Below are 23062 nucleotides of genomic sequence, written 5' to 3' on the forward strand. Positions count from 1 at the left end.
GAAGAGCAGATTTTTATCTGAAAAATGCCGTCGTTTTACAGGCTTGTCACAATTGGCGAATATGATCGTCAGTCTTCAGCATATCAATGCTTTTTTTAGCTGACGGGTTGTCAGGATTATTCGCCTGGCGTTGCGGAATAGGCATGCTCAACACAAGGAAATGAAATGCAAGACCGAGAAGAACTGATAAGCAAGCAACCACGCCGGGGATTTTTGCAAGGATTGGTCGCTACGGCGGCGGGTACCGCTCTCGCTGCCCCAGCCATAGCAAAACCAGCGACGACAGTGGCAAATGTGTATCTGGATGCGGCGAAATGGGCACCGCGTAACCGTGAAATGGTGACAGCGCTGATCGCCAAGCATGGCGTCAGCAGCAAGACCTATAACCCTAAACGCAAGCCCTATGCAGTGTTTGACTGGGATAACACCAGCATCATGAATGACTGCGAAGAAGCTTTGCTTATGTACCAGATCAACCATCTGGCCTTCAAACTCAGCCCGACAGAATTCTCTGCGATCATTCGTCAGAATGTTCCTGCCGGGAACTTTGCGGCTGACTATAAAAATGCGTCAGGCAAAGTGTTGGATCTGGCAAGTATCTGCGCTGACCTCGACAGCGATTACGCATTCCTGCATGCGAATTACAAAGGCATGGCCGGTAGTCGCACGTTGGAAGAGATCGTAGAGACGCCACAATTCCAAGATTTCCGCGCCAAATTGTATTTCCTGTACGAAGCGGTCAATGATACGCATGGCGTGAATGTCGGTTATCCATGGGTGATTTACTTCTTTGCCAATATGACCGTATCTGAAGTCAATGCACTGACCGAGGCATCGAATGACGCCAATCTTGGCATGAGCCTGACTAAGACCAAATACACCAGCCCGGCATCTTTGCCCGGTGTGGCCGGTGTCATCACGACTGCCCATTTTCACGGCATACGCTTATGCACAGAAATCGCGACACTGATGGACACCTTCCGTCATCATGGTTTCGACGTGTATGTTAGTACCGCTTCGCTGGAAGATGTGGTTGCTGTATTTGCGACCAATCCTAAGTACGGTTATCACGTCAAACGCGAGAATGTCCTGGGTTTGCGTCTCGAACAAAACGGCGACGTTTTTAAAAACGCCTACCGCAAAGACTGGCCTTTGAATTGGGGCCCGGGTAAAACTGCGGTCATCAAGCGCGAGCTGGTCGCGCAAAAAGGCTATGGTCCGGTGTTTGTTGCTGGCGACAGCGACGGCGATTACGATATGTTGCGTGACTTTCCGGACACCGAAATTGGTCTGGTCGTCAACCGCCTGAAAAAAGGCAAAATCGGTGAATTATCGAAGGCTGCAGCTGAGGCATTGAAAGAAGTGCATCCTCGCTTCTTATTGCAGGGGCGTCAGGAATCGACAGGCAACTGGCTGCCAGTCGAAACCACCTTAAAATTAGGCAAAACTGCAGCAGCATTGTTAGGCTGATTCAGCGAATGATGTTTGCCGGCTGAACGTAAAAAATCCCGGGTACTCTATGCGGCTCCCGGGATTTTTTGATGTGCTGACAATAAGATGTCAACCGCAGTTACTTAAAAAGCGAACGCTAACATGCCGTACTGGCTAGACGACCGCAACGCAAAGATGGCTGCTAGCTTTGTGTATATATTGAGTGTTTTATAATCGGCCTCGCCGGTTCAATATCTGACAGGTTAGATGAAAAAGCAAAATTAAGAGAATCTGGCTCCAGAGTATTCATCCGACGGTGAGCTAAATAACAAGGCATGCTTATCGAGCTAAGAGTTCAGATTCCTTCTAGTAAAGCAAAACATCATGTCTAATATCGCAAAGTTTGGTCTCAGGACTTCCTATGATTTGTACGACAAGCTCAAGTACGACTCCGAGTTGCTGTTACGGCGTCGAAAGCGGAGCGCAGAAGAGCGTCGCTTGGAAGAATTTGAGGCGTTCAATTTCTTCATTACCGCTTGGCATCTATACAAAGATTGGTTGCAGGGAGATACCCTGAATAAGCCCAAATATTCTCTAGAAAAAATTCAGGAGGCAAATTCGAAGTTTATCGAAGTCAAAGATGTGATGCGGGACATCGCAAACGGTAGTAAACATTTTGAGCTGAATGCGCCTGCCAAGGTTGCCGTGGGTGAGCGTGAAATAAGCTCATGGTATTCGTATTTTTTCGGTCCCCAGTTTTCTATTGAGACGAAGTCGTTTCATTTTTTAATGTACGAACTGGTGGGCGTGATAATGGACTACTTCAGATGGATTTTCGATGACTCGGAACTGGTTGTGTTTCCATCAAAGCTAATTGAGAAGCTGGAGAAGGCGCGCGAGGTTCGAACCGCACGCAAGAAAACACAAGGATCTATTTGATTTTAAGGTAATTAGACGCGGAGTTAGTAGATGTAGAATGCGCTATTCATCCTGACTGTCAGGATATAAGCAATGAAAATTAACTCAACTGTGACATTGAGCGCAGGATACGTCTCATGTCTCCCCGCGATAAAGTAATGAACAGCTTGCAGTGCCTTTACTTCATTAAGAATCCTCACTCATAAATGATCAGATTTTTCCATCAGTGAATTTGGTCTGGCGATTAAATTTTCATTTATTTTTCTCGAAATTTAACCTTCAACGAAATAAACTTTGGTGAATAGCCACAAAACAGGCTCATAGCCGTACAAACTTCAAGGCTGTTGCCGCGTGGTGCATCGCAATAAGTTAGAATAAGCCTTTGAGAAACCTCAGACGGATGTAAGGCATTGAGCTGGCGGTGGTTTGCCGGCAGTTTGATTGCGTTGTCTGTCATCGCCAAACCACGCCATACATGAACGCTCCAGTCCAGATACCTCACCTGCATGCCGAGTCGCCGCAGGGCGCTTTGCCTACCCGTGTCCGGGAAATTCCCTATAACTACACCTCATTTTCTGATCGTGAGATTGTGATCCGCTTGCTCGGTGAAGACGCCTGGCAGTTGCTCGACAAATTGCGTGGGAAACGGCAGACCGGGCGATCTGCCCGCATGCTGTACGAAGTGTTAGGCGATATCTGGGTGGTACGGCGTAATCCGTATCTGCAAGACGATATGCTGGATAATCCCAAGCGCCGTCAGGATCTGATCGATGCACTGAACCATCGTCTGGGCGAAGTGGAAAAACGCCGTTTGAATACCGCGAACGATGACGATGCGGAGCGCAGCAACAGTGTCGAAACACTGGTGTTGGCGGCGCGCAAAGCCGTCGCCGATTTTTCGCAGGAATTCCGCGATACGTACGATTTACGTAAAAAGGCGAATAAGCTGTTATCGCGCTACACCGCCAAAGACAATATTAAGTTTGATGGCCTGAGCCGTGTTTCCCACGTCACTGACGCGACCGACTGGCGTGTTGAATATCCGTTTGTGGTACTGACACCGGATACTGAAGATGAAATGGCCGGGCTGGTCAAAAGCTGTATTGAGCTTGGATTGACGATCATTCCACGCGGCGGCGGTACAGGATATACCGGTGGCGCTATTCCGCTGACACCGTTATCTGCGGTGATTAATACTGAAAAGCTGGAACAGCTTGGTGCGGTCGAAATGACGCGCTTGCCAGGTGTGGATCGTGACTATGCAACGATCTATTCCGGTGCCGGTGTTGTCACCAAGCGTGTGTCGGATGCGGCTGAAAAAGCTGGCTTTGTCTTTGCCGTTGACCCGACTTCTGCCGAAGCTTCTTGCGTTGGTGGTAACGTCGCGATGAATGCGGGGGGCAAGAAAGCGGTGTTGTGGGGAACGGCATTAGACAATCTCGCGTCATGGAAAATGGTCGACCCGAATGGTGACTGGCTGGAAGTGACACGTCTGGAACACAATCTCGGCAAAATTCATGATGTCGAAGTCGCGAAATTCCGGCTCGAATGGCGACATCCCGGTGAAAAGCAGCCGTTCAAAACCGAACAGCTGGATATCAAAGGCCGCGTCTTCCGCAAAGAAGGTTTGGGTAAAGACGTCACCGATAAATTTTTGGCCGGTTTGCCCGGCGTGCAGAAAGAGGGCTGCGATGGTCTGATCACGTCGGCACGCTGGATCTTGCACAAGATGCCGAAATTTGCGCGCACTGTCTGCCTGGAATTTTTCGGTCAGGCACGCGACGCTATTCCCAGCATTGTTGAGATCAAAGATTATCTCGATGGCGAAACCAGAAAAGGCGGCGCTATCCTGGCCGGGCTTGAACATCTGGATGAACGTTATCTGCGCGCGGTGGGTTACACCACGAAATCGAAACGCGGCGTGTTGCCTAAGATGGCCTTGTTCGGCGACATCGTTGGTGATGATGAAAATGCGGTAGCACAGGCGGCATCTGAAGTCGTGCGCATGGCGAATACGCGGGTTGGTGAAGGCTTTGTTGCGGTCAGCCCCGAAGCACGTAAAAAATTCTGGCTGGATCGTGCTAAAACAGCGGCGATTTCCAAGCATACGAATGCGTTCAAAATCAATGAAGACGTGGTCATTCCACTCAATCGCATGGGCGAATACACAGATGGCATTGAGCGTATCAATATCGAGTTGTCGATACAAAACAAACTCGCCTTAGTCGCCGCGCTGCAGGATTTTTTTGCAAAAGGTAATCTGCCATTAGGTAAAAGTGAAGACGTTGATGGCAACGATATTCCTGCGACCGAATTGCTGGAAGATCGGGTTCATCAGACAGAAGCCTTGCTGGATGCAACGCATGCCCGCTGGACCTATGTGCTGAATAATCTCGACAAACCGCTGATCGACGCAAAAGCAGAATTGATAGCACTGGGTCTCGATAAACTGGCTTTTGTGTTTGATGAGCGTTTGCAGCGTCAGCCTGACGCCACCGTGTTTTCTATCGTGCAGGACAGAACAGTCCGTATTTCATGGAAGACGGAAATACGCGCGCAATTGCGCCAGATTTTCAGCGGCGCGGCATTCAAACTCATCCTCGATGAGTGCGTTGCTTTGCATAAAAAAGTATTGCGTAGCCGCGTGTTCGTCGCCTTGCACATGCATGCCGGTGATGGCAATGTGCATACCAATTTACCGGTGAATTCCGACGACTATGAAATGCTGCAGGTCGCACATCATGCGGTTGCCCGCATCATGGTGCTGGCGCGCTCGCTGAATGGCGTGATCTCTGGCGAACACGGTATCGGCATTACCAAACTGGAATTCCTGACCGAAGATGAGATTAAAGATTTCCGCGCCTACAAATTACGGATTGATCCTGAAGGCCGCTTCAATAAAGGCAAGCTGCTGAACCTGCCGGATTTTGCTGCTGACTTACGTAATGCCTATACGCCTTCGTTTGGTCTGATGGGGCATGAATCGCTGATCATGCAGCAAAGCGACATCGGGGCGATTGCAAATAGCGTGAAAGACTGTCTGCGTTGCGGTAAGTGCAAACCGGTTTGTGCAACGCATGTACCGCGTGCCAATCTGCTGTATTCACCACGTAACAAAATTCTGGCGACATCCTTGCTGGTTGAGGCTTTTCTGTACGAAGAGCAAACCCGTCGCGGCGTATCGATCAAACACTGGGAAGAGTTTGAAGACGTTGCAGATCATTGCACCGTCTGCCATAAATGCGTGAACCCGTGTCCGGTCGATATCGACTTTGGTGATGTGTCGATGAACATGCGAAATCTGTTGCGGAAGATGGGGAAAAAATCCTTTAATCCCGGTTCGGCTGCAACGATGTTCTTTTTGAATGCGACAGATCCGGCGACGATCAATGCGACGCGCCAGGTCATGATAGGCTGGGGTTACAAAGCACAGCGTTTCGGTCATGATTTGTTGAAGAAATTTGCGAAAAAGCAAACCCGTATGCCGCCGGCGACCGTTGGCAAAGCGCCCATTAAAGAGCAGGTGATTCACTTCATCAATAAAAAGATGCCGGGCAATCTGCCGAAGAAAACCGCGCGTGCTTTGCTTGATATTGAAGACGATAAAATCATCCCGATTATTCGCGATCCGCAGACAACGACCTCAGATACGGAAGCCGTATTTTATTTCCCCGGTTGTGGTTCCGAGCGTTTGTTTTCGCAGGTAGGGCTGGCGACGCAGGCGATGTTGTGGAATGTCGGTGTGCAGACGGTATTGCCTCCGGGTTATCTGTGCTGTGGCTATCCGCAGCGCGGCAGCGGTCAGTTTGATAAAGCAGAAAAGATGATGACGGATAACCGCGTGTTATTCCATCGCATGGCGAATACACTGAATTATCTGGATATCAAAACCGTCGTTGTGTCTTGCGGGACATGTTATGACCAGCTGGAAACCTATGAGTTTGAAAAAATCTTTCCGGGTTGCCGCATCATTGATATTCATGAATATCTGATGGAAAAAGGCGTCAGGCTTGAAGGCGTCACAGGTACGCGTTATATGTATCACGAACCTTGCCATAATCCGATGAAGTTGCAGGAGTCGGTGAAAACGGTGAATACGCTGATTACGACTGAGGGTAATGTCAAGATCGAAAAAAGTGAGCGTTGCTGTGGTGAGTCTGGTTCGCTGGCGATTGCCCGCCCGGATATCTCTACGCAAGTACGTTTCCGCAAAGAAGAGGAAATGCGTAAGGGGGCAGATAAATTGCGGGCAGACGGTTTTCATGGCGATGTGAAAATCCTTACGTCGTGTCCGTCGTGTTTGCAAGGTTTATCCCGTTATAACGAAGATGCTGACACGACAGCCGATTACATTGTCGTCGAGATGGCTCGTCATTTGTTGGGTGAGAACTGGCTGCCAGAATACGTCGCAAGAGCGAATAACGGCGGTATTGAGAGAGTATTGGTATAAACGATGAGCACCTTAATCAACCGTGATGTCCCTCCTTGTGAATTATGCGAGGTGGATGGTGGCGAACTCATCGTCAAAACAGATAAGTTGCGCGTGGTCTTAGTGGATGATGCGAATTATCCGGGTTTTTGTCGCGTGATCTGGAATGCTCATGCGAAAGAAATGACCGATTTATCGATAGAGGATCGTTCTGCCATCATGCAGGCGGTATGCAAAACCGAGCAGGCGATTCGCGATGTCATGGCGCCACAGAAAATCAATCTGGCAAGTCTGGGGAATATGGTTCCGCATTTGCATTGGCATGTCATCCCGCGTTACACCGATGACCTGCATTTTCCTGATCCCATATGGGCATCAGAAAAAAAGACCGCTGTTGATGCGGCTGCATTGAATGCGCGTCGTGCGCTGTTGCCGGCATTGCGTACAGCGCTTGTTTCCCGTTTTTATTAGGCAGAAATAATGAGTAACAGTAAGCCACAACCAACATCCCTGAACGCGCGCACCCAATCGAAGGTGCTGGAAATTTCTTTCGACGACGGTAAAGAATATTCTTTACCGTTTGAGCTGTTAAGGGTGTATTCGCCATCAGCGGAGGTGCGGGGGCACGGCGCGGGACAGGAAACGCTGCAAACCGGTAAGCGAGAAGTGAGCCTGGTTGCGCTGGAACCCGTCGGTAATTACGCCGTCAAACCAGTATTTTCTGACGAACATAGCTCAGGAATATTTTCGTGGGATTACTTATATTGGCTGGGCGAGAATCAGGCGCAGCTCTGGCAGGAATATCTTGGACGCTTGCAGGAAGCCGGGTATCCGGGAGAAACCGGCAGGGATGCTCCGATGACGGCAAAGTCGGGCAGTGCCTGCGGCCACCATCATTAAAAAAATGCGTCTTCGTGACGCATTTTTTTACGTTTGCTTACGATAAAAATTTGGCTATTGCTGAGCCTGGCAGTAAGGTGATTCATCATCTCTGATTCCTCGAACAGGCATCTTTTTACCGCAGAATCATCATTAAGCTGGGAACGATAAGCATGAAAATACGCATACTGAGCATGGTCACCGTCTGTGCGCTGGCCGCTTGCTCCACAAATGAAACCGGAAACAGCGCGGGTAAAACTGTGAGCGGCGTGCAATCCGGCAAAACAACAAAGGGAAGTGAACTAATTCCGGTCGCGTCAGCGTCTCGTACTGTCGAAGCGTACAAGGCAGAAGTGGCGCACCGTATCAGTCACCTGCACCGGCAGCAGGTTTATTCTGAAAACCCTCAGCCATTATTACGTTCAGTCGTCGTTGTGCGTTATTCAGTCAATGCTGATGGCAGCTTGATCAACGCCCAGATTCAGCGCAGTAACAAAGACCATGAGACGGAAAAGACTGCTCTGGCGAGTCTGAAAAATAGTGCCCCATTCCCTAAACCACATCCGCAGTTATTGCGCAGCGGGCGCCTTGAAGTGTCGGAAACATGGTTATTTAACGATGATGGACGCTTTCAGATCCGCAGCATTGCATTGCCGCAGCGTGCCGGATAAAAATTCCTTCGGGAAAAGCTGGCATTCCTGAGTCTAGGCGGATCAGGCCTTTGTTTAAGCGTGCCCGCTGGTTTTGATTGCATTCTCCGCTTTCTGACTAAGGTCAGGCCGGCTAGCCTTTTTCAGCCAATCTGCTGCCAAGCCAGTCTCAGTTCCCCTATAATGCGACTTCGTATAGGAGCCTTGAGATCATGAGTAATACTACCCATTTCGGTTATACCACTGTCGAAGAAGACCAGAAGGTGCATAAAGTTGCCGAGGTATTTCATTCGGTGGCCGCGAAATACGACATCATGAATGACGTGATGTCCGCCGGTCTGCACCGTATCTGGAAAATGTTCACTATTGCACAGGCAGGTGTACGTCCTGGATTCAAGGTGCTGGATATTGCCGGTGGCACTGGCGATCTGACGAAAGAATTTGTCAAACAAGCTGGCAAGACAGGTGAAGTCTGGCACACGGATATCAACGAATCCATGCTACGGGTTGGCCGGGATCGCCTCTTGAATAAAGGCCTGATCACCCCAACATTGCTCTGTGACGCAGAAAAGCTGCCATTTCCGGATAATTATTTTGACCGCGTCACGGTGGCTTTCGGTTTGCGCAATATGACACATAAAGATCAGGCTTTAGCCGAGATGCAGCGTGTGTTAAAGCCGGGTGGTAAATTGCTGGTGCTGGAATTTTCTAAAGTGCCGGAAATTTTACAAAAGCCCTACGATTTATATTCATTCAATTTTCTGCCGTGGATGGGGCAAAAAATTGCGGGTGATGCGGACAGTTACAGGTATCTGGCAGAATCGATACGCATGCACCCTGATCAGGAAACGCTGAAAGGTATGATGGAAACGGCGGGTCTTGAAAAAGTGCAGTACTTTAATTTGACGGCAGGTGTGGCCGCATTACACACTGGTATTAAACTTTAAATCGCTGACGAAGCAAAAGGAGTGACATCAATGAAGAAATTTTTACTCGCCATGGTGATGGTTGCCAGCACATTCGCAATGACGATGCATGATGCCGACGCCAAACGTCTGGGCAGTGGTGGTTCTATCGGTCGCCAGTCAAGCAATGTCTCGCGTCAGGCGACGCCACCGTCGAATACCAATAATGCCAATCAGGCCCGGCCAGCACAGGCTCCGGCCGCAGCGCCTGCTCCGGCGATTCCGCCTAAACCAGCAAGCCCATGGAAAGGCATCGTTGGCGGCCTGATCGGTGGCGCATTGTTGGGTGCAGCGTTGTCGCACTTCGGACTGGGTGGCGCGATGGCCAGCATGTTAGGTTCTTTGCTGACATTTGCGCTGATCGCCTTTGCGATTTTCTTTGTTATCCGTTTGTTCCGTGGCAATAAAGCAAACACGAATGCACCTTCGGCATTTGCTCCGCCAGCTTATGCGGGTGTGCCTTCCTCTGCGACGCCAGAAATTGGTTCACGTCTGGAGCCGCAGGCATATCAATCTGGCTCTTCCTCGTCCGCAGCGCCAGCCGCGGCAAGCTGGGGTATTCCTGCTGATTTTGATGTGCCTGCTTTCCTGCGTAGCGCGAAAACTTATTTCATTCGTTTGCAGGCTGCATGGGATAAAGCTGATATCAATGATTTGCGTGAATTCACGACACCTGAAATGTATGCAGAGCTGAAACTGGAAATCCAGGAGCGTGGTGCGACTGCCAATGTGACTGATGTCGTATCGATTGACGCTGAATTGCTGGGGATAGAAAATATCGGTAGCGATCATCTGGCGAGCGTTAAATTTACAGGCATGATCAAAGAAGCCGCCAATGCGCCGGCAGAAGCTTTTGCCGAGGTTTGGAACTTGTCTAAACCTGTGAATGGTCAGGGCGGTTGGGTACTGGCAGGTATTCAGCAATTATGATGTCAGCAGGACTTAGCCTGATTCGTATAAGTCCTGATGCAGATCGAACATAACAGGCTGCATAAGCTGTTAAACTAAAGACCGCCCGTCATTTTGTCGGGCGGTTTTTTATTAAGAATGACACAGATTGATCCGCCGGGATCTTGTTTCGACAAAGTAGCTGCTTATTGCACAAACCTGCGTCAGTCTTTTCTCAACGATATGATTTCAACTGCTCCCTTCATTAATCATTTGCTGGCACAGGAAACCTGGGCCAGAAATAAGCTCCTGCCACATGCTGGCAAAATCGCCTGTATTGATTTGCATGCATTTCAATTGCGCCTGAAAGTCGGTGTTGACGGATACCTTGAATCTGCTGATGCGCAGGCGTCTCCCGATGTGACTATCCGTGCCAGACTGAGCGATTTGCCATTGATGGCGCAGAATCGTGAACGCGCATTTTCCTATGTCAAGATTGAAGGAGATGCTGATTTTGCAAATACGATTTCCCATTTGAGTCAGGAATTAAAATGGGAAGCCGAAGCCGATTTAAGTAAAATATTTGGTGATATTGCGGCGGTTCGCATGGTCGGTGGCGCTAAATCGATGTTCAAAACCGCACAGCAGACGCATCTTAAAATTCAGGAAAATCTGGCGGAATATTTTCTCGAAGAAAACCCACTGCTGGTTCGTCCAGTCGCAGTGCAGGGCTTTGCTACAGAAGTGAATAAAACTCGTGATGATGTCGAGCGTCTCATCAAGCGCATCGAGAAACTCGAAAGGACGCGCAGATGATATTGAAGTTTTTACGGCTCTTTAAAATTATTCGCGTGACGTTACGTTACGGGATTGATGAAATCGCCATATCCGGTCTTAAAGTCCCGCGTACTGCACGCCTGATAGAGACGCTGCTGTTCTGGCGTGATTTATCGGCGCCCCGTGGCGAACGCTTACGTAAGGCTTTGGAAGACCTGGGGCCGATTTTTGTGAAACTGGGGCAGGTACTTTCGACCCGGCGTGATTTGATGCCACCTGACATCGCGGATGAACTGGCGAAGTTGCAGGATCGTGTGCCGTCGTTTGACTCTGATCTGGCAGTGGCACAAATTACCAAGTCTCTGGGTGCACATCCGGATACATTGTTTGCGAGTTTTGAACGCATTCCGGTGGCATCGGCATCGATCGCTCAGGTACATTTCGCCAAGCTGAAAGATGGTCGTGAAGTTGCCGTGAAAGTGCTGCGTCCCGGCATGAAGGACACGATCGATAAAGATGTTGCGCTGATGCAGGTAGCCGCCGGATGGCTGGAAGCTTTATGGGCAGATGGCAAGCGTCTCAAGGCAAAAGAAGTGGTCGGTGAGTTTGACAAATACTTGCATGATGAACTCGATCTGATGCGGGAAGCCGCGAACGGCAGCCAGTTACGGCGGAATTTTCAGAATTCTGATTTGTTGCTGGTACCGGAAATGTATTGGGATTACTGCTCTTCATCCGTGATCGTCATGGAACGCATGAATGGCATACCGATTTCGCAAATCGATAAATTACAGGCGGCGGGTGTCGATCTGGCGAAATTATCACGCGACGGCGTCACGATTTTCTTTACACAGATTTTCCGCGACGGTTTTTTCCATGCGGATATGCATCCGGGGAATATTCTGGTTTCGACTGATCCTGCCACTTTCGGGCGCTATATTGCGCTCGATTTCGGTATCGTCGGCACTTTGAATGATTTTGATAAAGACTATCTTTCGCAAAATTTTCTGGCATTTTTCCAGCGTGACTACAAACGTGTAGCCGAAGCGCATATCGAATCCGGCTGGGCGCCTAAGGATACGCGGGTAGATGAGCTGGAAGCGGCCGTCCGCGCCTGTTGTGAGCCGATTTTTGATAGGCCGCTGAAAGATATTTCCTTTGGTCAGGTGTTGTTGCGTCTGTTTCAAACATCGCGCCGTTTCAATGTTGAAGTCCAGCCTCAGCTTGTTTTATTGCAAAAGACTTTGTTGAATATTGAAGGTCTCGGACGTCAACTCGATCCTGAGCTGGACTTATGGAAAACTGCTAAACCGTATCTTGAGCGTTGGATGAATGAGCAAGTGGGCTGGCGCGGGTTGATTGATAAATTGAAAGCGGAAGCGCCACGTTACAGTCACATCTTCCCGCAATTACCGCGGCTTGCGCATCAGGCTCTGAGCCGGGCTGGCGAACAAAATAATAGTAATGAAATGCTTGCTGCATTATTGTCGGAGCAGCGTAGCACCAATACCTTGCTGAAAGTTATTATTTACTTCGGTGGTGGTTTGTTCGCCGGCGTTATCGCGGCGCAGCTATTACTTCATTTTTATTTTATTGGCTGAGTCATGGCAGATTTTGTCAGCAGAGATCCGAATAATTCATGTTTTTGGGACGAGCGTTTCAGCAAAAATTTTACGCCTTGGGATAAAGGGGCGGTTCCTCAGGACTTACGCGATTTTGTGCTGACAGCCACTGGCAAAATGCGAACGCTGATACCAGGGTGCGGTAACGGTTATGAAGCGGCTTTTCTGGCGCAGGCTGGCTGGGACGTGACTGCAATCGATTTCTCACCGGCCGGAGTGAAAAGTGCGCAGATGGCGATAGGGGAATGGTCCCGCCATGTCGTTGAAGCGGATTTTTTTGAATATCAACCCGCACAGGCGCCGGAGTTGATTTACGAGCGCGCATTCTTCTGTGCCTTACCGCCGGAGCGGCGACAGGATATCGTCCAGCGCTGGGCTGAACTTCTGCCTCCCGGTGCTTTGCTGGCAGGATATTTTTTCTTTGATACGACTGCTGACGCGAGCAAGAAAGGCCCACCTTTTTCTATATCGGATCAGGTCTGGCAAGAGTTAATGGCGCCTCATTTCACGTTATTGACAGATCGGGCTGTGAACGACTCGATCGCCGTATTCGAAGACCGCGAGCGTTGGCAGATATGGCAGCGGCGTCACGCGACGAATGGCCAGTAATCCTTTTTTAGCGATGATCTTCGGTGCTACTATCAGCACGTGTCTTATTTGTGATACCCACTTATGCGCTATCTGAATCCCCGTTTGAGCACTGAGCAGTTACCCGCAATTCCATTGCAGGCGGAGGCGGTCAGAACCTTATTTGGTGCTGCTGAATACCGGGTCGAATTGCTGAAACAGATTGCCAGTGCAAAACACAGAATTTATCTGTGCAGTTTATATGTGCAAAATGATGAGGCTGGTGCCGAAGTCATGGAGGCTTTGTATGCTGCCAAAGCTGCACGCCCATCATTGGACATTGCGGTATTGGTGGACTGGCATCGCGCGCAACGCGGCTTGATCGGCGAGCGCAGGCAGGCAGGGCAACAAACCGGAAATGCCGCCTGGTATCAAAAACTAAGTCTGGCGCATGCTGCAGGCGTACCAGTGTATGGCATTCCGGTACAGACCAGCGAGTTGTTTGGTGTTTTGCACCTTAAAGGTTTTGTGATTGATGATGTGGTGATCTACAGCGGCGCCAGTATTAATAACGTGTATCTGCATAAGCAGGATAAATACCGGCACGACCGTTATTTACTGATCCAGAATTCTGTATTGGCGACCACGATGGTCGATTTTATACGTCAGCACTTGCTGTTGGCCTCAGCGGTACATCGCCTCGATAAGGCGGAAATTCCTGCCACACGTAGCATTCGTAATGACATTCGCCGCTTTCGCGAGCAGTTAAAAAAGGCACGCTATCAGTTCAATGAAAAATTTGTAGGACAATATTCAGAGACGCCACCTGCGCTGAGTGTGACGCCATTGGTTGGTGTCGGTAAAAATAATCCACTGAATAAAGCGATATGTCAGTTGCTTGCGGCGAGTAAGACGCAGATTACCATCTGTACCCCTTATTTCAATTTTCCCCGTGCTGTGACCAGAGAAGTGAATCGCGCGCTGAAACGCGGAGTGAGCGTTGATATCATCGTCGGCGATAAAGTTGCGAATGATTTTTTTATTCCACCGGAGCAGCCTTTTAAAGTCATTTCGGCTCTCCCTTATCTTTATGAGGTCAACCTCAGGCGTTTCGCCAAAGCGCATCAGCTTGATATCCAAAAAAATCGGCTCAGATTACGCCTATGGAAAGACGGGGAGAATACCTATCATCTGAAAGGATTGTGGATAGATCAGTGTTACGCGTTGATGACCGGAAATAATCTGAATCCCAGGGCATTCCGTCTTGATCTGGAAAATGCGCTGTTAATCCATGATCCGCGACAAGAGTTACTGGCACAAAGAAATGCAGAACTGGCGAGCATCGTTGAGCATACGACGCTGATCAGCGATTATCGTTCTTTGGAGAAGGTAAAAGATTATCCGGAACCAGTCCGGAAATTACTGACACGCCTGAGTACCATCAGACTGGATCGCTTGGCTTATCGAGTGCTGTAGAAGTTAAGGTTGTGTTGGCGGCGAGGTATGAATGACTTGCATGGGCGGGACTTCGTCAGGCAACCATTTATGATAGATTTTTGCGAAGCTACCGTCTTTCTTGATGGCGCGTAATGCATCTTCCCATATCTTAATAGTCGAGGCTGGCGTCTTAGCGGAAAACGCCAGATATAGCTCCAGTGCATCAAGCACCATGACAGGCTCAACATCATCGCTGGAATAGCCTATGTCTTTCAGAATCGAGGGGACAACAATACTGCCTTCCACCCATAAGTCAAAACGTTTGGCCATCAGCATATTTGCGATGACCAGAGGTGATACTGCCAGTTCCAGATTGAAAAACCCTTTTTTACGTGCAGTGTCGGCAAAAATACTGGAGCGATAAGCACCGACTTTCAGTTTGCGGATAGCGTCTCCCTGACGCAGCAAATTTGCCGCATTTCCTTTACGGGTATACAGCGTGATGTAAGAGATCGCAACCGGGCCCACCAGATGCATGAGTTTTTCGCGCTCTTCCGAACGTCCTACCGTGAAAAGTAAAACGTTAGACTCATCCAGTAAGGCTTTGTATCCTCGCGCAAATGGCACTACCTGAATAGCTTGTGTATTCCCTGTTTTTGCTTGTATTGCCTTGACGACTTCTACCGCCATACCTTCTGCTTTCGTATCATTGCCGAAAGAAATCGGAGGCCAGTTTTCAGTCAGGATCTGTAACTCTTGTGCATCAGAAAAAGAACAGAAAAATAACAGGCATATCGCTACGAATGTGCGACAGCGGGTAGTGATCAGTGGGCGACAGTCAATGTGGGACATGATCATCATCAGCAGCAAATTGTTGGCAAATTGCAGTGAACAACAAAATGTGTGTACACATATTGCCAATGTAAACCGTTTACACAGCCAGAGCCAGAGGATTTCAGGTAATCACTGTGAATGTAACACATCGTCACAATGATTCTTTTTTACCGCCATCAGCCTGGCTTGTCGTCGTTGGCAGAGCTGAGTTGAGATCTCTGATTATTTCTGATTTTTCTCAAGCGGAAAATCTGCTTTCCGACAAACCTGCGCCACGCACTGTTTTTGACGCATTGATATTCAACATAGTTAATCACAGCGGGGCCCCAGCGGGTTTTGGATACATCCTCGCCAATTGACAGGTTCAGGCGTTGAATTTTTTGTCCGATTGCCCATTGGATTGCTTCTGCTACTAAGGTCGTCATGACGCTGTATTGCGCATAATCCAGATCGTAGCCTGAATAATATAAATAGAGTTCATCACCCATATTGAATGCCAGTCGCATCGCGACGACTTTGCCATTCAACTCGAGACAAAACAAACACATGCGATCAGCAAAAGGCGTATCAAGCAGATTTTCCAGCAGTGCCTTGTGTTGTGGGTGAGAAAAATAATCAGGATGTTCTATCGTCTCTTTCGCTGACGCACGTGCACCATGCAGCGCATAAAACATCGGTAATTGTTGAACGATAGCGGTACTCCCTTGGAGAACGCGGAAACTCATGTCCAGGCCGTCTCGTTTGGGCGAGTTGTAACAGCGACGCAGGGATTCTTTAATGTTGCGCTTTAATCCGGATTTAAAGCTATCCCAGTCTTCACCCAGCGTCAGTACGAAGTTAGGAATAGTGCGGTCAGTCAGAGGGAAGAGCGACTTATTATTCTGGATGAAATGATCTGCGGGCGCTTTTGCTCCGATGATCTGAAACTCAGTGAGTCCGAAGGTCTCGCACCGAGTTAAATTTTCCCAGAGTTGCAGAACTTTCTCAGCATATTCCGGTAATGTGAGGGGAACACGTAATTCGGTCAGATTGGGGTCGCCGCCGAAAGGCCGTACATAGCGATACAGGAAAAAACGATGCAATCCTACATGCGTGTTCATCAGCGGCATCACTGCAACCAACTGATCGTTATCGTACACGGCACAAATAGCCAGTTCATGTTGATGAAAGAAGGATTTGCCAGAGAAAACTTTCCACCACGCACAATTCCAGTCGTAGGTTTGGAACGGGAGCAGATAGTTGACTTTCGTCTCTAAAGCTCGCCATGCTGTTGCAAGAGCTTCGAAATCTTTTTCTTTGGTGATGATGATTTGTTTGAGGTTGTGCATCGAAGATAAATGTGGCGAGCTCACAGAAACTAAAATATTGCTTTGATTTAACTTTATCTGTTTGCCTGTTTGATAGAGTACGTTACAAACTGAAACAAGTAACTTATCCCATAAAAGTTATCTTTTTGCAAGGGAGAATGGCGAGTATCAATAGGCTAATTTGGGATTGGCGGTGTAGATTTCTCTGGTCACCATATTGTCTTATTTTTCGTACACATAAAGTGTTCTGAATCTGTCACGGTCGTCCCTTGATACAAATCAACAGCGGACGAGAGTAAGCACTCCATACTTCCTGCAGTAAAAACTTTAAAGGAGAACGGAAATGAAACTGTTAATCGACTTGTTTTCTACTGACTACGGCCTGATGAGTATTGCCGGAATCATTTTTATGATTTGCATGGGGATATTTTTTATTCGCTATTTCTTATCGCACATGCGTGAAGAAGAGCAGCAAGAACGATAAGCTGCGGATACCTATGAAATTGGTGACCTTGTGCTTTCGGTCACCTTGATTTTGTTTTAGTCGTTACGGTAATTATTCAGAATTGCGGCATATTCGCCACTTTGCCGTATTGCTTTCAGTCCTTTATTGAAGTGATCGCGATGTTCACTTTTGTGGAAACCAAGCAAGCGTGGAGTCGGCTTAAATAAATGATGTACCGTATAACGGTTCGCTGCCTCTGTTTTGCCATGCAATAACCTCGCAAAATACAGGAAAGCCCGTAAATCCAGCAAGATAACATCCCCCCGGCCGGCATCCAGCATCGGTACCTGAGAAGCCTGATCGCCTACTTCTGAATATGATCGATGGTTTTTAACTGCCATCGTAAATTCTGGGCCAAGCACTTTTTGCGCGTTGCTGAACGCCACGATTTTTTTGTCTGACAGATCAGATAAGGAATTGATCTGTAAGTGTTTATCACGCAGAGTGACAGCCACATTCTCAAATTCGATGACAGGGTCAGAGAAAAAGATTTTCGCGTTATTCACCGGAATTCCGGCAAACCCCGCATCTGCAGTTCCCGCTTCCACCTCAGTTTCCATACGTTTGTTATTCGAGCGGATAAATCTGCACTGTATGCCTTGCGTGGCAAAGGCGCGGGTAACAATTTCCGGCACCAGACCCCGACGGGGATCGTCTTTGACATACGGTGGTAACGCTGAAACATGAAACAAGAGTTCCAGTGCTTGCGCTTCCCAGCTCGTCAGCAGACAACTTAGCAATACATATATCTGGAAAAACCTCATGTCAGCCCTTATCACCGTGCTAAATAAAGTCAACGATGTCGCACCAGTGGCATCGTCTTCACGATTTAATGTTGGCTGATTCTGATGTGTAATGCAACCTGGAAAGAAAATGTGGGGAGAATGCCACGCCGTTTGTCACGAAACTGTGGCGACAGAGAACTCAGATACTGTCTGCAACGGCACCAACCTGCGTTCCGGCATCAAAACTGATGCTACCGCTACACAGGCTGGCGCGGGCTTAAGCTTTTTTATTTAGCATTACCAGGAATTGACCATAAGAAATCTACTTGCAGAGTTCCCTTAAAGCGCGGATCGTTTAAACCAAGGTAACGATCACCGGAATAATTTGGTGCAGTCGTAAGGTTTTTAGGATTGAAATTTGCGGCTGCGTGACAGCTCATACAGTTAGTTTGAACACCGACATTATTGGCAACGGTTTGTCCCTTATATTTACCCGGAATGGAGTCGGGCAAATCACTTGGGCCAAATCCTGCTTCCAGATACGGGTTGTAGCAGTAGACTGATTCCCCGACATTTTTGCCGCCAGTTTCAGGTTGTGGTGGAGACAGGGTCTGATAGGCCGCACAATGCGCGTAATGGCGCGGTGCACCTTGCAGTGCGGCAGGGCGCAGTTTTGCTATCGCTGCTGAACTAGGTGCTGGCGGTAAATCGGGGGCTGGCGTCCACCAGAAACTTTGCCAGGTCCATTCTGTAATTTCACGGCTACCGACATGCATAGCGACGAGCACTGAATAATCACCGGCTGCGATACCTTTGAAATTCTCAGTCGATTTGTTCAGCAATTCTGCATTGGCGGCATCCACTTTAAAGTGAATAAAATTTTTCAGACCATAGGTGTTTGCCGCTGTACGTGACGAACCATCGGCCGCACATTTGTTATCAACACCACCGGATAATTTCTCTGTGCCAGTATCCTGAGTATCTATCCAAACACATGTTTTCCAGTCGGAAGATGGAAATGGAACCGGAGTTTTTGGCGGACCGGGCCAGACCGATAATTGAAAATATCTTGCCTGAACCAGATTCTTACTTTTTAAAGTCTGAAATACTGGTTTCAGCGAGAGGGATGGCGCAGGAAAAGCCGGAATGCTGGTCTCATTCGCCGCCAGCATTTTGTTTAACGCAGCGATGGAAAACAGATTATTCGCGCGGATATGCGCTGCGGCAATCGGATCATATTTGACAAAGCCGAGCACCGTTTCTTTTCCCTGGGTGGTCTTCAATAAGCCGGCGTGGTTCAATTGATGAAATGGTGTGAGTACGTTGGGAACACGTGGCTTATTCATTAATGCTTGCGAACTGGCGGTCATAATATCGTCTGGCGTTTCCCAGGTTTCAAAGACGCGCAAAGGCTGCCCCTGATAGGTCTCGCCTGAGTTGAGTGTCAGTGCCGTCCAGATACCCCATGCATGTTTTTGTATTTCAATTTGTCCTTTCGGAGATTTTGTCCAGGCAGTAATCGTGTCTGCCGCGACCGGGTAGGTATAACCGGGGATTTTAGGATCTGGTAGTGGAACTGGCTTAAAAGAGCTGACAATGACATTGGATTTGCCGCTATCCGCAGGCATCGTTTGTGCCTGTAGCGTTTGACTGCTCAACAAGCCAGCGACCATCGTTGCTGAGCAGAAAATGCGTATCTGCCGAAGCTTGGTCTTATTGGAATGATCGAATTTCAGATGCGTTTTCATACCTTCTCCCTGTGATGTTACTGCGAACGACGTAAGGTTGATCTGAGGCTTGAAACGGAACCCGATAGCGTGGAACGTTGAATAATAGTGCCAGCGGGGATGTTGCTTTTTTATCTTACTTTTTATGTAATATTTTCAGTGTAGCCGGAATTGATGGAATAGCAAGTTAAATAGAGTGATCGTTTCCCCATCGGGTATCCGGACGAGCAGCAGATGTTTTTCTGAAATCAAATTTGAAGGATGCATGTCTCAAATGTCACGGACGCATGAGATTCCTGGTGCCGGTCAGAAGCACGCAGGTTTTGAATATGCGGAGTTACTTATCGCTGCGCGGATGCGGGGCAAGACCAGCGCGACGCGCGGTTGTTGGGATAGCTGATCTGCCTTTCAGCAGATCAATTACGCCGCGAAGGATGGCGCATCTGCTTACTCAGGCAGATGTCATTGATGGATAGGCCGTCAGAATCTGATGCGCAATCAGATCAATGGCGGGTCTGGGTTTTCCTTGCTTATCAACCCAGACTTTTGGTGTTAAAGCGCCGGACAACGAGACACTGTCGCCATCGTTCAGCGCAAGTAAGGTCTGCCGTACCTTGTCATTAAAGGCGATCACATTACACATGATTGTGTCACCGTCATCTGTCGCAGCACGCACCTTACAAGTCACATATGCTGAACCCGCTTGCCCGCTACGTTCTTCGGCGCTGCCGTACATGCGCCCGGCGATTAATCCATCTATCATCGTTTTCTCTTTTTTTATTCAGTCTGGTCTGTTACACCAGAGGATTCATTATGAGAAGCTGCTGCCTATCTTTCGGATTGCATCGCGGCTATTTGCATTATCTTTGCCGCCACATTTTGTCTCGTCAATTTTTTGTCAGTCTCTTTTCCGTGCGAAACGAATTAAACGCCGGATGCGGGAATAAAGCAAATAAGCGACTCATCCATCACATGCATACGTGGCTGGTGCGAATTGTGAATATCAAAAGTAAAATGCTTATACTTCAAGCCTGCACAACGACGCTGGCGTGATATCGTCTCAGCTCTGCCTTCCACACTTACTTTTTTCTTAAACGCCATGACTCTGAATCAGATTGCGGAACACTACGTCAAACTCGTCCTTGCTGTAGGTCAGCATGACGCCGGTTATGTTGATGCCTATATCGGCCCGTCATCCTGGCAAAACGAAGCGCAACAATTACCGGCGACTCCATTGTCAGAATTATTGACGCAAGCTGACGCTTTATTGCAGCAGGCAGATGCTTTGCCGGCGCCGCCACAAGATCAGCTTGAACGTCAGGAATTTTTACGTCTACAGTTACATGCAGTAAAAGCTTTTATCGCGCAACTGAATGGCAGCAAATTGCCATTCGATGCGGAATCGAAAGCCTTATACGATGCGGTATCCCCGGAATTGACCACAGCGGACCTCGATATCACGTTGGCAGAACTGGCGACACTTTTACCTTTGGAAATTCAGGGCAGCGATCTGAATGCGAGATTGTCTGCTTATAACAAAGCATTTGAAATTCCGCGCGATAAACTCGATGCCGTTTTCACTGCCGCGATTAATGAAGCGCGCGCCCGCACCAGACGCTATGTCGCCTTGCCTGAGCATGAAAGTTTTCAGGTTGCCTATGTGACTGACAAAGTCTGGAGTGCGTATAACTGGTACAAGGGAAACAGTCACAGCCTGATCGAAGTCAACACCGATTTTCCTATGTTCATCAGCCGCGCAATTGATCTCGCCAGCCACGAAGCCTATCCCGGTCACCATGTCTTTAATGTGCTGATCGAAAATGAATTAGTGAAAGAAAAAGGCTGGATCGAATACGCGATTTATCCACTGTATTCACCGATGTCGTTTCTGGCGGAAGGCAGTGCGAATTACGGTATCGAGGTCGCCTTTCCGCATGCAGAACGCATGCAGTTTGAACAGGAAGTTTTGTTCCCATTGGCCGGTATTGATCCCGCCAAAGCCGAACGCTATTACCAGATACAAGCTGTATTACAAAAGCTGTCATATGCCGGCAATATGGTGGCGCAACAGTATCTGGATGGCATGATAGATAAAGATGCTGCGCTCGCTATGCTGATGAAATACAGCCTCTCAGATGCAGACCGTTCAGCGCAGCGGCTACGTTTTATCGAGCATTTACGTTCGTATGTCATTAACTATAATCTGGGTCAGGATGTGGTGCAGGCATACATAGAAAAACGTGCAGGAGCCGAGAATCAGGCATTGCGCTGGCAGGTGCTGACCGATCTGTTGCGCAGCCCGAAAAGCGCGTCGATGATGACGGATTCTTTGTTAGCTTAAGCGAGCACCCTTGCTCTGTTTTAAACAGGGTGAAATGCTTCTGGCTCAGAGTACCATCTCCCAATTTCTTCCCGAACTGTCAGTAATATTTGAAAGAGGTCACCATGAAAACACCAGGCACTATGATATCCAATACGTCTGGAATTCCAGAATTTATCCGTACTGAACCACCTGTCGGCAGTATCGTGGCATTTGCAGGGGATGCGACAAAAAATACGATTGAATCATCAGGCTGGATGGTATGCGATGGCAGAACGCTGAACGTTGCGCAGTATCCCGTTTTATTTGCCGTGATCGGTTATCGATTTGGTGGCAGTGACGGACAATTTCATATTCCTCAGGCAGATGTTGCCAATATTTCTGCGGTGGGAGACACGGCTGAGACCAGACCCGCGAATGTCACGATTTCTCAGTTGATCAGATTTGCCTGACATTCGCTGAAATTAATACTCACTGCGTTTTACTCACGGGATTTTGTTCTATCAAGAAAATCGAAAGTAAAATAAAACCCCTAATAAAAATGCGCCTCGCAAGTCATTAATGGCTGGCGAGGCGCATTTTTATTAGGGTATAGCCTGCGGCACATCAGCACCGCGCATTGCCACTCACTGTGTCTTATTGTGCAATCAGTTTGACTGCAAAAGACTGCGTACCAGTATGGTCGGCAGCGTTGCTGATCAATGTCAGCAAGCGGTCGATATTCGGATGCTTACCCGGAAACGCTTTGGCATCGGTGGTGTGCTCTGCATACAAACGCAGCCCTTTTTCTGCCGCTGCGGTATTGATCTCGCCAAACTCCTGCGCCAACGCATGATAGACACGCACACTGCCTGCCGTGCCAGGCTTGTTTTCCAGTCTGGCGATGAGCACACCATCATCAGATAATTCCAGCGCGGCGATATGCTCAATGCTGGGTAGGGTGGCTAAGACTTCACTGAATTGCATGAGGCTTCTTTCAATAAATAAAATGGTGACCAAAAGAATCGTGGTTGTCGATGTCGGCGGATGAGCAAATGACAGCATTCTAAAGTCATCCCGGGTGCATTTCCAATTTCATCTG

Annotated in this window: 22 protein-coding genes; 16 read left to right on the top strand and 6 right to left on the bottom strand. The window is 48.5% G+C overall.

Annotated features, from left to right (window positions below):
• Positions 1 to 165 precede the first annotated feature (165 nt).
• From H8K38_RS10205 to pssA, 12 genes are all read left to right on the top strand, one after another.
• Positions 166 to 1470, top strand: a complete 1305-nt coding sequence (locus tag H8K38_RS10205; protein ID WP_186884725.1) for an HAD family hydrolase — start codon at positions 166 to 168, stop codon at positions 1468 to 1470.
• A gap of 345 nt (positions 1471 to 1815) precedes the next feature.
• Positions 1816 to 2370 (top strand): hypothetical protein, encoded by a 555-nt coding sequence (locus H8K38_RS10210; protein WP_186884726.1) that lies wholly within the window; start codon positions 1816 to 1818, stop codon positions 2368 to 2370.
• A gap of 454 nt (positions 2371 to 2824) precedes the next feature.
• Complete coding sequence (locus tag H8K38_RS10215; protein WP_186884727.1) at positions 2825 to 6799, top strand: FAD/FMN-binding oxidoreductase; 3975 nt, start codon at positions 2825 to 2827, stop codon at positions 6797 to 6799.
• Positions 6800 to 6802: 3 nt separating this feature from the next.
• Positions 6803 to 7249 (top strand): HIT family protein, encoded by a 447-nt coding sequence (locus H8K38_RS10220; RefSeq protein ID WP_186884728.1) that lies wholly within the window; start codon positions 6803 to 6805, stop codon positions 7247 to 7249.
• A 9-nt stretch (positions 7250 to 7258) separates the two neighbouring features.
• Positions 7259 to 7678, top strand: a complete 420-nt coding sequence (locus H8K38_RS10225) for a gamma-butyrobetaine hydroxylase-like domain-containing protein (protein WP_186884729.1) — start codon at positions 7259 to 7261, stop codon at positions 7676 to 7678.
• Between the two features lie 152 nt (positions 7679 to 7830).
• A complete protein-coding gene (locus tag H8K38_RS10230) occupies positions 7831 to 8328 on the top strand; it encodes a TonB family protein (RefSeq protein WP_186884730.1) in 498 nt (165 codons plus the stop codon).
• A gap of 191 nt (positions 8329 to 8519) precedes the next feature.
• Complete coding sequence (gene ubiE, locus H8K38_RS10235) at positions 8520 to 9254, top strand: bifunctional demethylmenaquinone methyltransferase/2-methoxy-6-polyprenyl-1,4-benzoquinol methylase UbiE (protein ID WP_186884731.1); 735 nt, start codon at positions 8520 to 8522, stop codon at positions 9252 to 9254.
• A gap of 30 nt (positions 9255 to 9284) precedes the next feature.
• Positions 9285 to 10202 carry a Tim44 domain-containing protein gene (locus H8K38_RS10240; protein WP_186884732.1) on the top strand — a complete coding sequence of 306 codons (918 nt, stop codon included), beginning with the start codon at positions 9285 to 9287 and terminating at the stop codon, positions 10200 to 10202.
• Positions 10203 to 10403: 201 nt separating this feature from the next.
• A complete protein-coding gene (locus H8K38_RS10245) occupies positions 10404 to 10976 on the top strand; it encodes an SCP2 domain-containing protein (RefSeq protein WP_186884733.1) in 573 nt (190 codons plus the stop codon).
• Complete coding sequence (ubiB, locus tag H8K38_RS10250; protein ID WP_186884734.1) at positions 10973 to 12538, top strand: ubiquinone biosynthesis regulatory protein kinase UbiB; 1566 nt, start codon at positions 10973 to 10975, stop codon at positions 12536 to 12538. The genes H8K38_RS10245 and ubiB overlap by 4 nt, the downstream gene beginning before the upstream one ends.
• 3 nt (positions 12539 to 12541) lie before the next feature.
• Entirely contained in the window at positions 12542 to 13168 is a 627-nt protein-coding gene (locus tag H8K38_RS10255) for a methyltransferase domain-containing protein (RefSeq protein ID WP_186884735.1), read from the top strand.
• 63 nt (positions 13169 to 13231) lie between these two features.
• Positions 13232 to 14602: a CDP-diacylglycerol--serine O-phosphatidyltransferase gene (pssA, locus tag H8K38_RS10260; RefSeq protein WP_186884736.1), complete on the top strand. Its 1371-nt coding sequence runs from the start codon at positions 13232 to 13234 to the stop codon at positions 14600 to 14602.
• A gap of 3 nt (positions 14603 to 14605) precedes the next feature.
• On the opposite strand, the gene H8K38_RS10265 is transcribed toward pssA, so the two are convergent.
• Together H8K38_RS10265 and H8K38_RS10270 are read right to left on the bottom strand one after the other, a co-directional pair.
• On the bottom strand, positions 14606 to 15415 hold the full coding sequence (locus H8K38_RS10265) for an ABC transporter substrate-binding protein (protein WP_186884737.1): 810 nt from the start codon (positions 15413 to 15415) through the stop codon (positions 14606 to 14608).
• Positions 15416 to 15573: 158 nt separating this feature from the next.
• Positions 15574 to 16749, bottom strand: coding sequence for a GNAT family N-acetyltransferase (locus tag H8K38_RS10270; protein WP_186884738.1), 1176 nt, complete (start codon positions 16747 to 16749; stop codon positions 15574 to 15576).
• A gap of 298 nt (positions 16750 to 17047) precedes the next feature.
• On the opposite strand from H8K38_RS10270, the gene H8K38_RS10275 reads away from it, so the two are divergent.
• On the top strand, positions 17048 to 17188 hold the full coding sequence (locus tag H8K38_RS10275) for a DUF3149 domain-containing protein (RefSeq protein ID WP_186884739.1): 141 nt from the start codon (positions 17048 to 17050) through the stop codon (positions 17186 to 17188).
• Positions 17189 to 17244: 56 nt separating this feature from the next.
• On the opposite strand, the gene H8K38_RS10280 is transcribed toward H8K38_RS10275, so the two are convergent.
• Together H8K38_RS10280 and H8K38_RS10285 are read right to left on the bottom strand one after the other, a co-directional pair.
• Positions 17245 to 17949 carry an ABC transporter substrate-binding protein gene (locus tag H8K38_RS10280; RefSeq protein WP_186884740.1) on the bottom strand — a complete coding sequence of 235 codons (705 nt, stop codon included), beginning with the start codon at positions 17947 to 17949 and terminating at the stop codon, positions 17245 to 17247.
• Positions 17950 to 18221: 272 nt separating this feature from the next.
• On the bottom strand, positions 18222 to 19682 hold the full coding sequence (locus H8K38_RS10285) for a hypothetical protein (protein ID WP_186884741.1): 1461 nt from the start codon (positions 19680 to 19682) through the stop codon (positions 18222 to 18224).
• A gap of 244 nt (positions 19683 to 19926) precedes the next feature.
• On the opposite strand from H8K38_RS10285, the gene H8K38_RS18440 reads away from it, so the two are divergent.
• The gene (locus H8K38_RS18440; protein ID WP_255422920.1) at positions 19927 to 20061 is read left to right on the top strand and encodes a hypothetical protein; all 135 of its coding nucleotides are present in this window, start codon (positions 19927 to 19929) and stop codon (positions 20059 to 20061) included.
• A gap of 51 nt (positions 20062 to 20112) precedes the next feature.
• Here H8K38_RS18440 and H8K38_RS10290 read toward each other — a convergent pair whose 3' ends face one another.
• Positions 20113 to 20424 (bottom strand): single-stranded DNA-binding protein, encoded by a 312-nt coding sequence (locus tag H8K38_RS10290; protein WP_186884742.1) that lies wholly within the window; start codon positions 20422 to 20424, stop codon positions 20113 to 20115.
• A 336-nt stretch (positions 20425 to 20760) separates the two neighbouring features.
• Here H8K38_RS10290 and H8K38_RS10295 point away from each other — a divergent pair, with 336 nt between their 5' ends.
• Positions 20761 to 22002, top strand: a complete 1242-nt coding sequence (locus H8K38_RS10295) for a hypothetical protein (RefSeq protein ID WP_186884743.1) — start codon at positions 20761 to 20763, stop codon at positions 22000 to 22002.
• Positions 22003 to 22106: 104 nt separating this feature from the next.
• The gene (locus H8K38_RS10300; RefSeq protein ID WP_186884744.1) at positions 22107 to 22433 is read left to right on the top strand and encodes a phage tail protein; all 327 of its coding nucleotides are present in this window, start codon (positions 22107 to 22109) and stop codon (positions 22431 to 22433) included.
• Positions 22434 to 22617: 184 nt separating this feature from the next.
• Here the strand turns inward: H8K38_RS10300 and H8K38_RS10305 are convergent, their stop codons facing one another.
• Positions 22618 to 22947: a DUF2322 family protein gene (locus tag H8K38_RS10305; RefSeq protein WP_186884745.1), complete on the bottom strand. Its 330-nt coding sequence runs from the start codon at positions 22945 to 22947 to the stop codon at positions 22618 to 22620.
• Between the last annotated feature and the right edge of the window lie 115 nt (positions 22948 to 23062).

It is taken from the genome of Undibacterium sp. FT79W (assembly GCF_014284215.1).
Taxonomy (GTDB): Bacteria; Pseudomonadota; Gammaproteobacteria; order Burkholderiales; family Burkholderiaceae_D; genus Undibacterium; species Undibacterium aquatile.

Coding starts and splice junctions, on each gene's coding strand:
- H8K38_RS10205 (WP_186884725.1), top strand. CDS start 166: ATGCAAGACCGAGAAGAACTGATAAGCAAGCAACCACGCCGGGGATTT.
- H8K38_RS10210 (WP_186884726.1), top strand. CDS start 1,816: ATGTCTAATATCGCAAAGTTTGGTCTCAGGACTTCCTATGATTTGTAC.
- H8K38_RS10215 (WP_186884727.1), top strand. CDS start 2,825: ATGAACGCTCCAGTCCAGATACCTCACCTGCATGCCGAGTCGCCGCAG.
- H8K38_RS10220 (WP_186884728.1), top strand. CDS start 6,803: ATGAGCACCTTAATCAACCGTGATGTCCCTCCTTGTGAATTATGCGAG.
- H8K38_RS10225 (WP_186884729.1), top strand. CDS start 7,259: ATGAGTAACAGTAAGCCACAACCAACATCCCTGAACGCGCGCACCCAA.
- H8K38_RS10230 (WP_186884730.1), top strand. CDS start 7,831: ATGAAAATACGCATACTGAGCATGGTCACCGTCTGTGCGCTGGCCGCT.
- ubiE (WP_186884731.1), top strand. CDS start 8,520: ATGAGTAATACTACCCATTTCGGTTATACCACTGTCGAAGAAGACCAG.
- H8K38_RS10240 (WP_186884732.1), top strand. CDS start 9,285: ATGAAGAAATTTTTACTCGCCATGGTGATGGTTGCCAGCACATTCGCA.
- H8K38_RS10245 (WP_186884733.1), top strand. CDS start 10,404: ATGATTTCAACTGCTCCCTTCATTAATCATTTGCTGGCACAGGAAACC.
- ubiB (WP_186884734.1), top strand. CDS start 10,973: ATGATATTGAAGTTTTTACGGCTCTTTAAAATTATTCGCGTGACGTTA.
- H8K38_RS10255 (WP_186884735.1), top strand. CDS start 12,542: ATGGCAGATTTTGTCAGCAGAGATCCGAATAATTCATGTTTTTGGGAC.
- pssA (WP_186884736.1), top strand. CDS start 13,232: ATGCGCTATCTGAATCCCCGTTTGAGCACTGAGCAGTTACCCGCAATT.
- H8K38_RS10265 (WP_186884737.1), bottom strand. CDS start 15,415: ATGTCCCACATTGACTGTCGCCCACTGATCACTACCCGCTGTCGCACA.
- H8K38_RS10275 (WP_186884739.1), top strand. CDS start 17,048: ATGAAACTGTTAATCGACTTGTTTTCTACTGACTACGGCCTGATGAGT.
- H8K38_RS10285 (WP_186884741.1), bottom strand. CDS start 19,682: ATGAAAACGCATCTGAAATTCGATCATTCCAATAAGACCAAGCTTCGG.
- H8K38_RS18440 (WP_255422920.1), top strand. CDS start 19,927: ATGTCTCAAATGTCACGGACGCATGAGATTCCTGGTGCCGGTCAGAAG.
- H8K38_RS10290 (WP_186884742.1), bottom strand. CDS start 20,424: ATGATAGATGGATTAATCGCCGGGCGCATGTACGGCAGCGCCGAAGAA.
- H8K38_RS10295 (WP_186884743.1), top strand. CDS start 20,761: ATGACTCTGAATCAGATTGCGGAACACTACGTCAAACTCGTCCTTGCT.
- H8K38_RS10300 (WP_186884744.1), top strand. CDS start 22,107: ATGAAAACACCAGGCACTATGATATCCAATACGTCTGGAATTCCAGAA.
- H8K38_RS10305 (WP_186884745.1), bottom strand. CDS start 22,947: ATGCAATTCAGTGAAGTCTTAGCCACCCTACCCAGCATTGAGCATATC.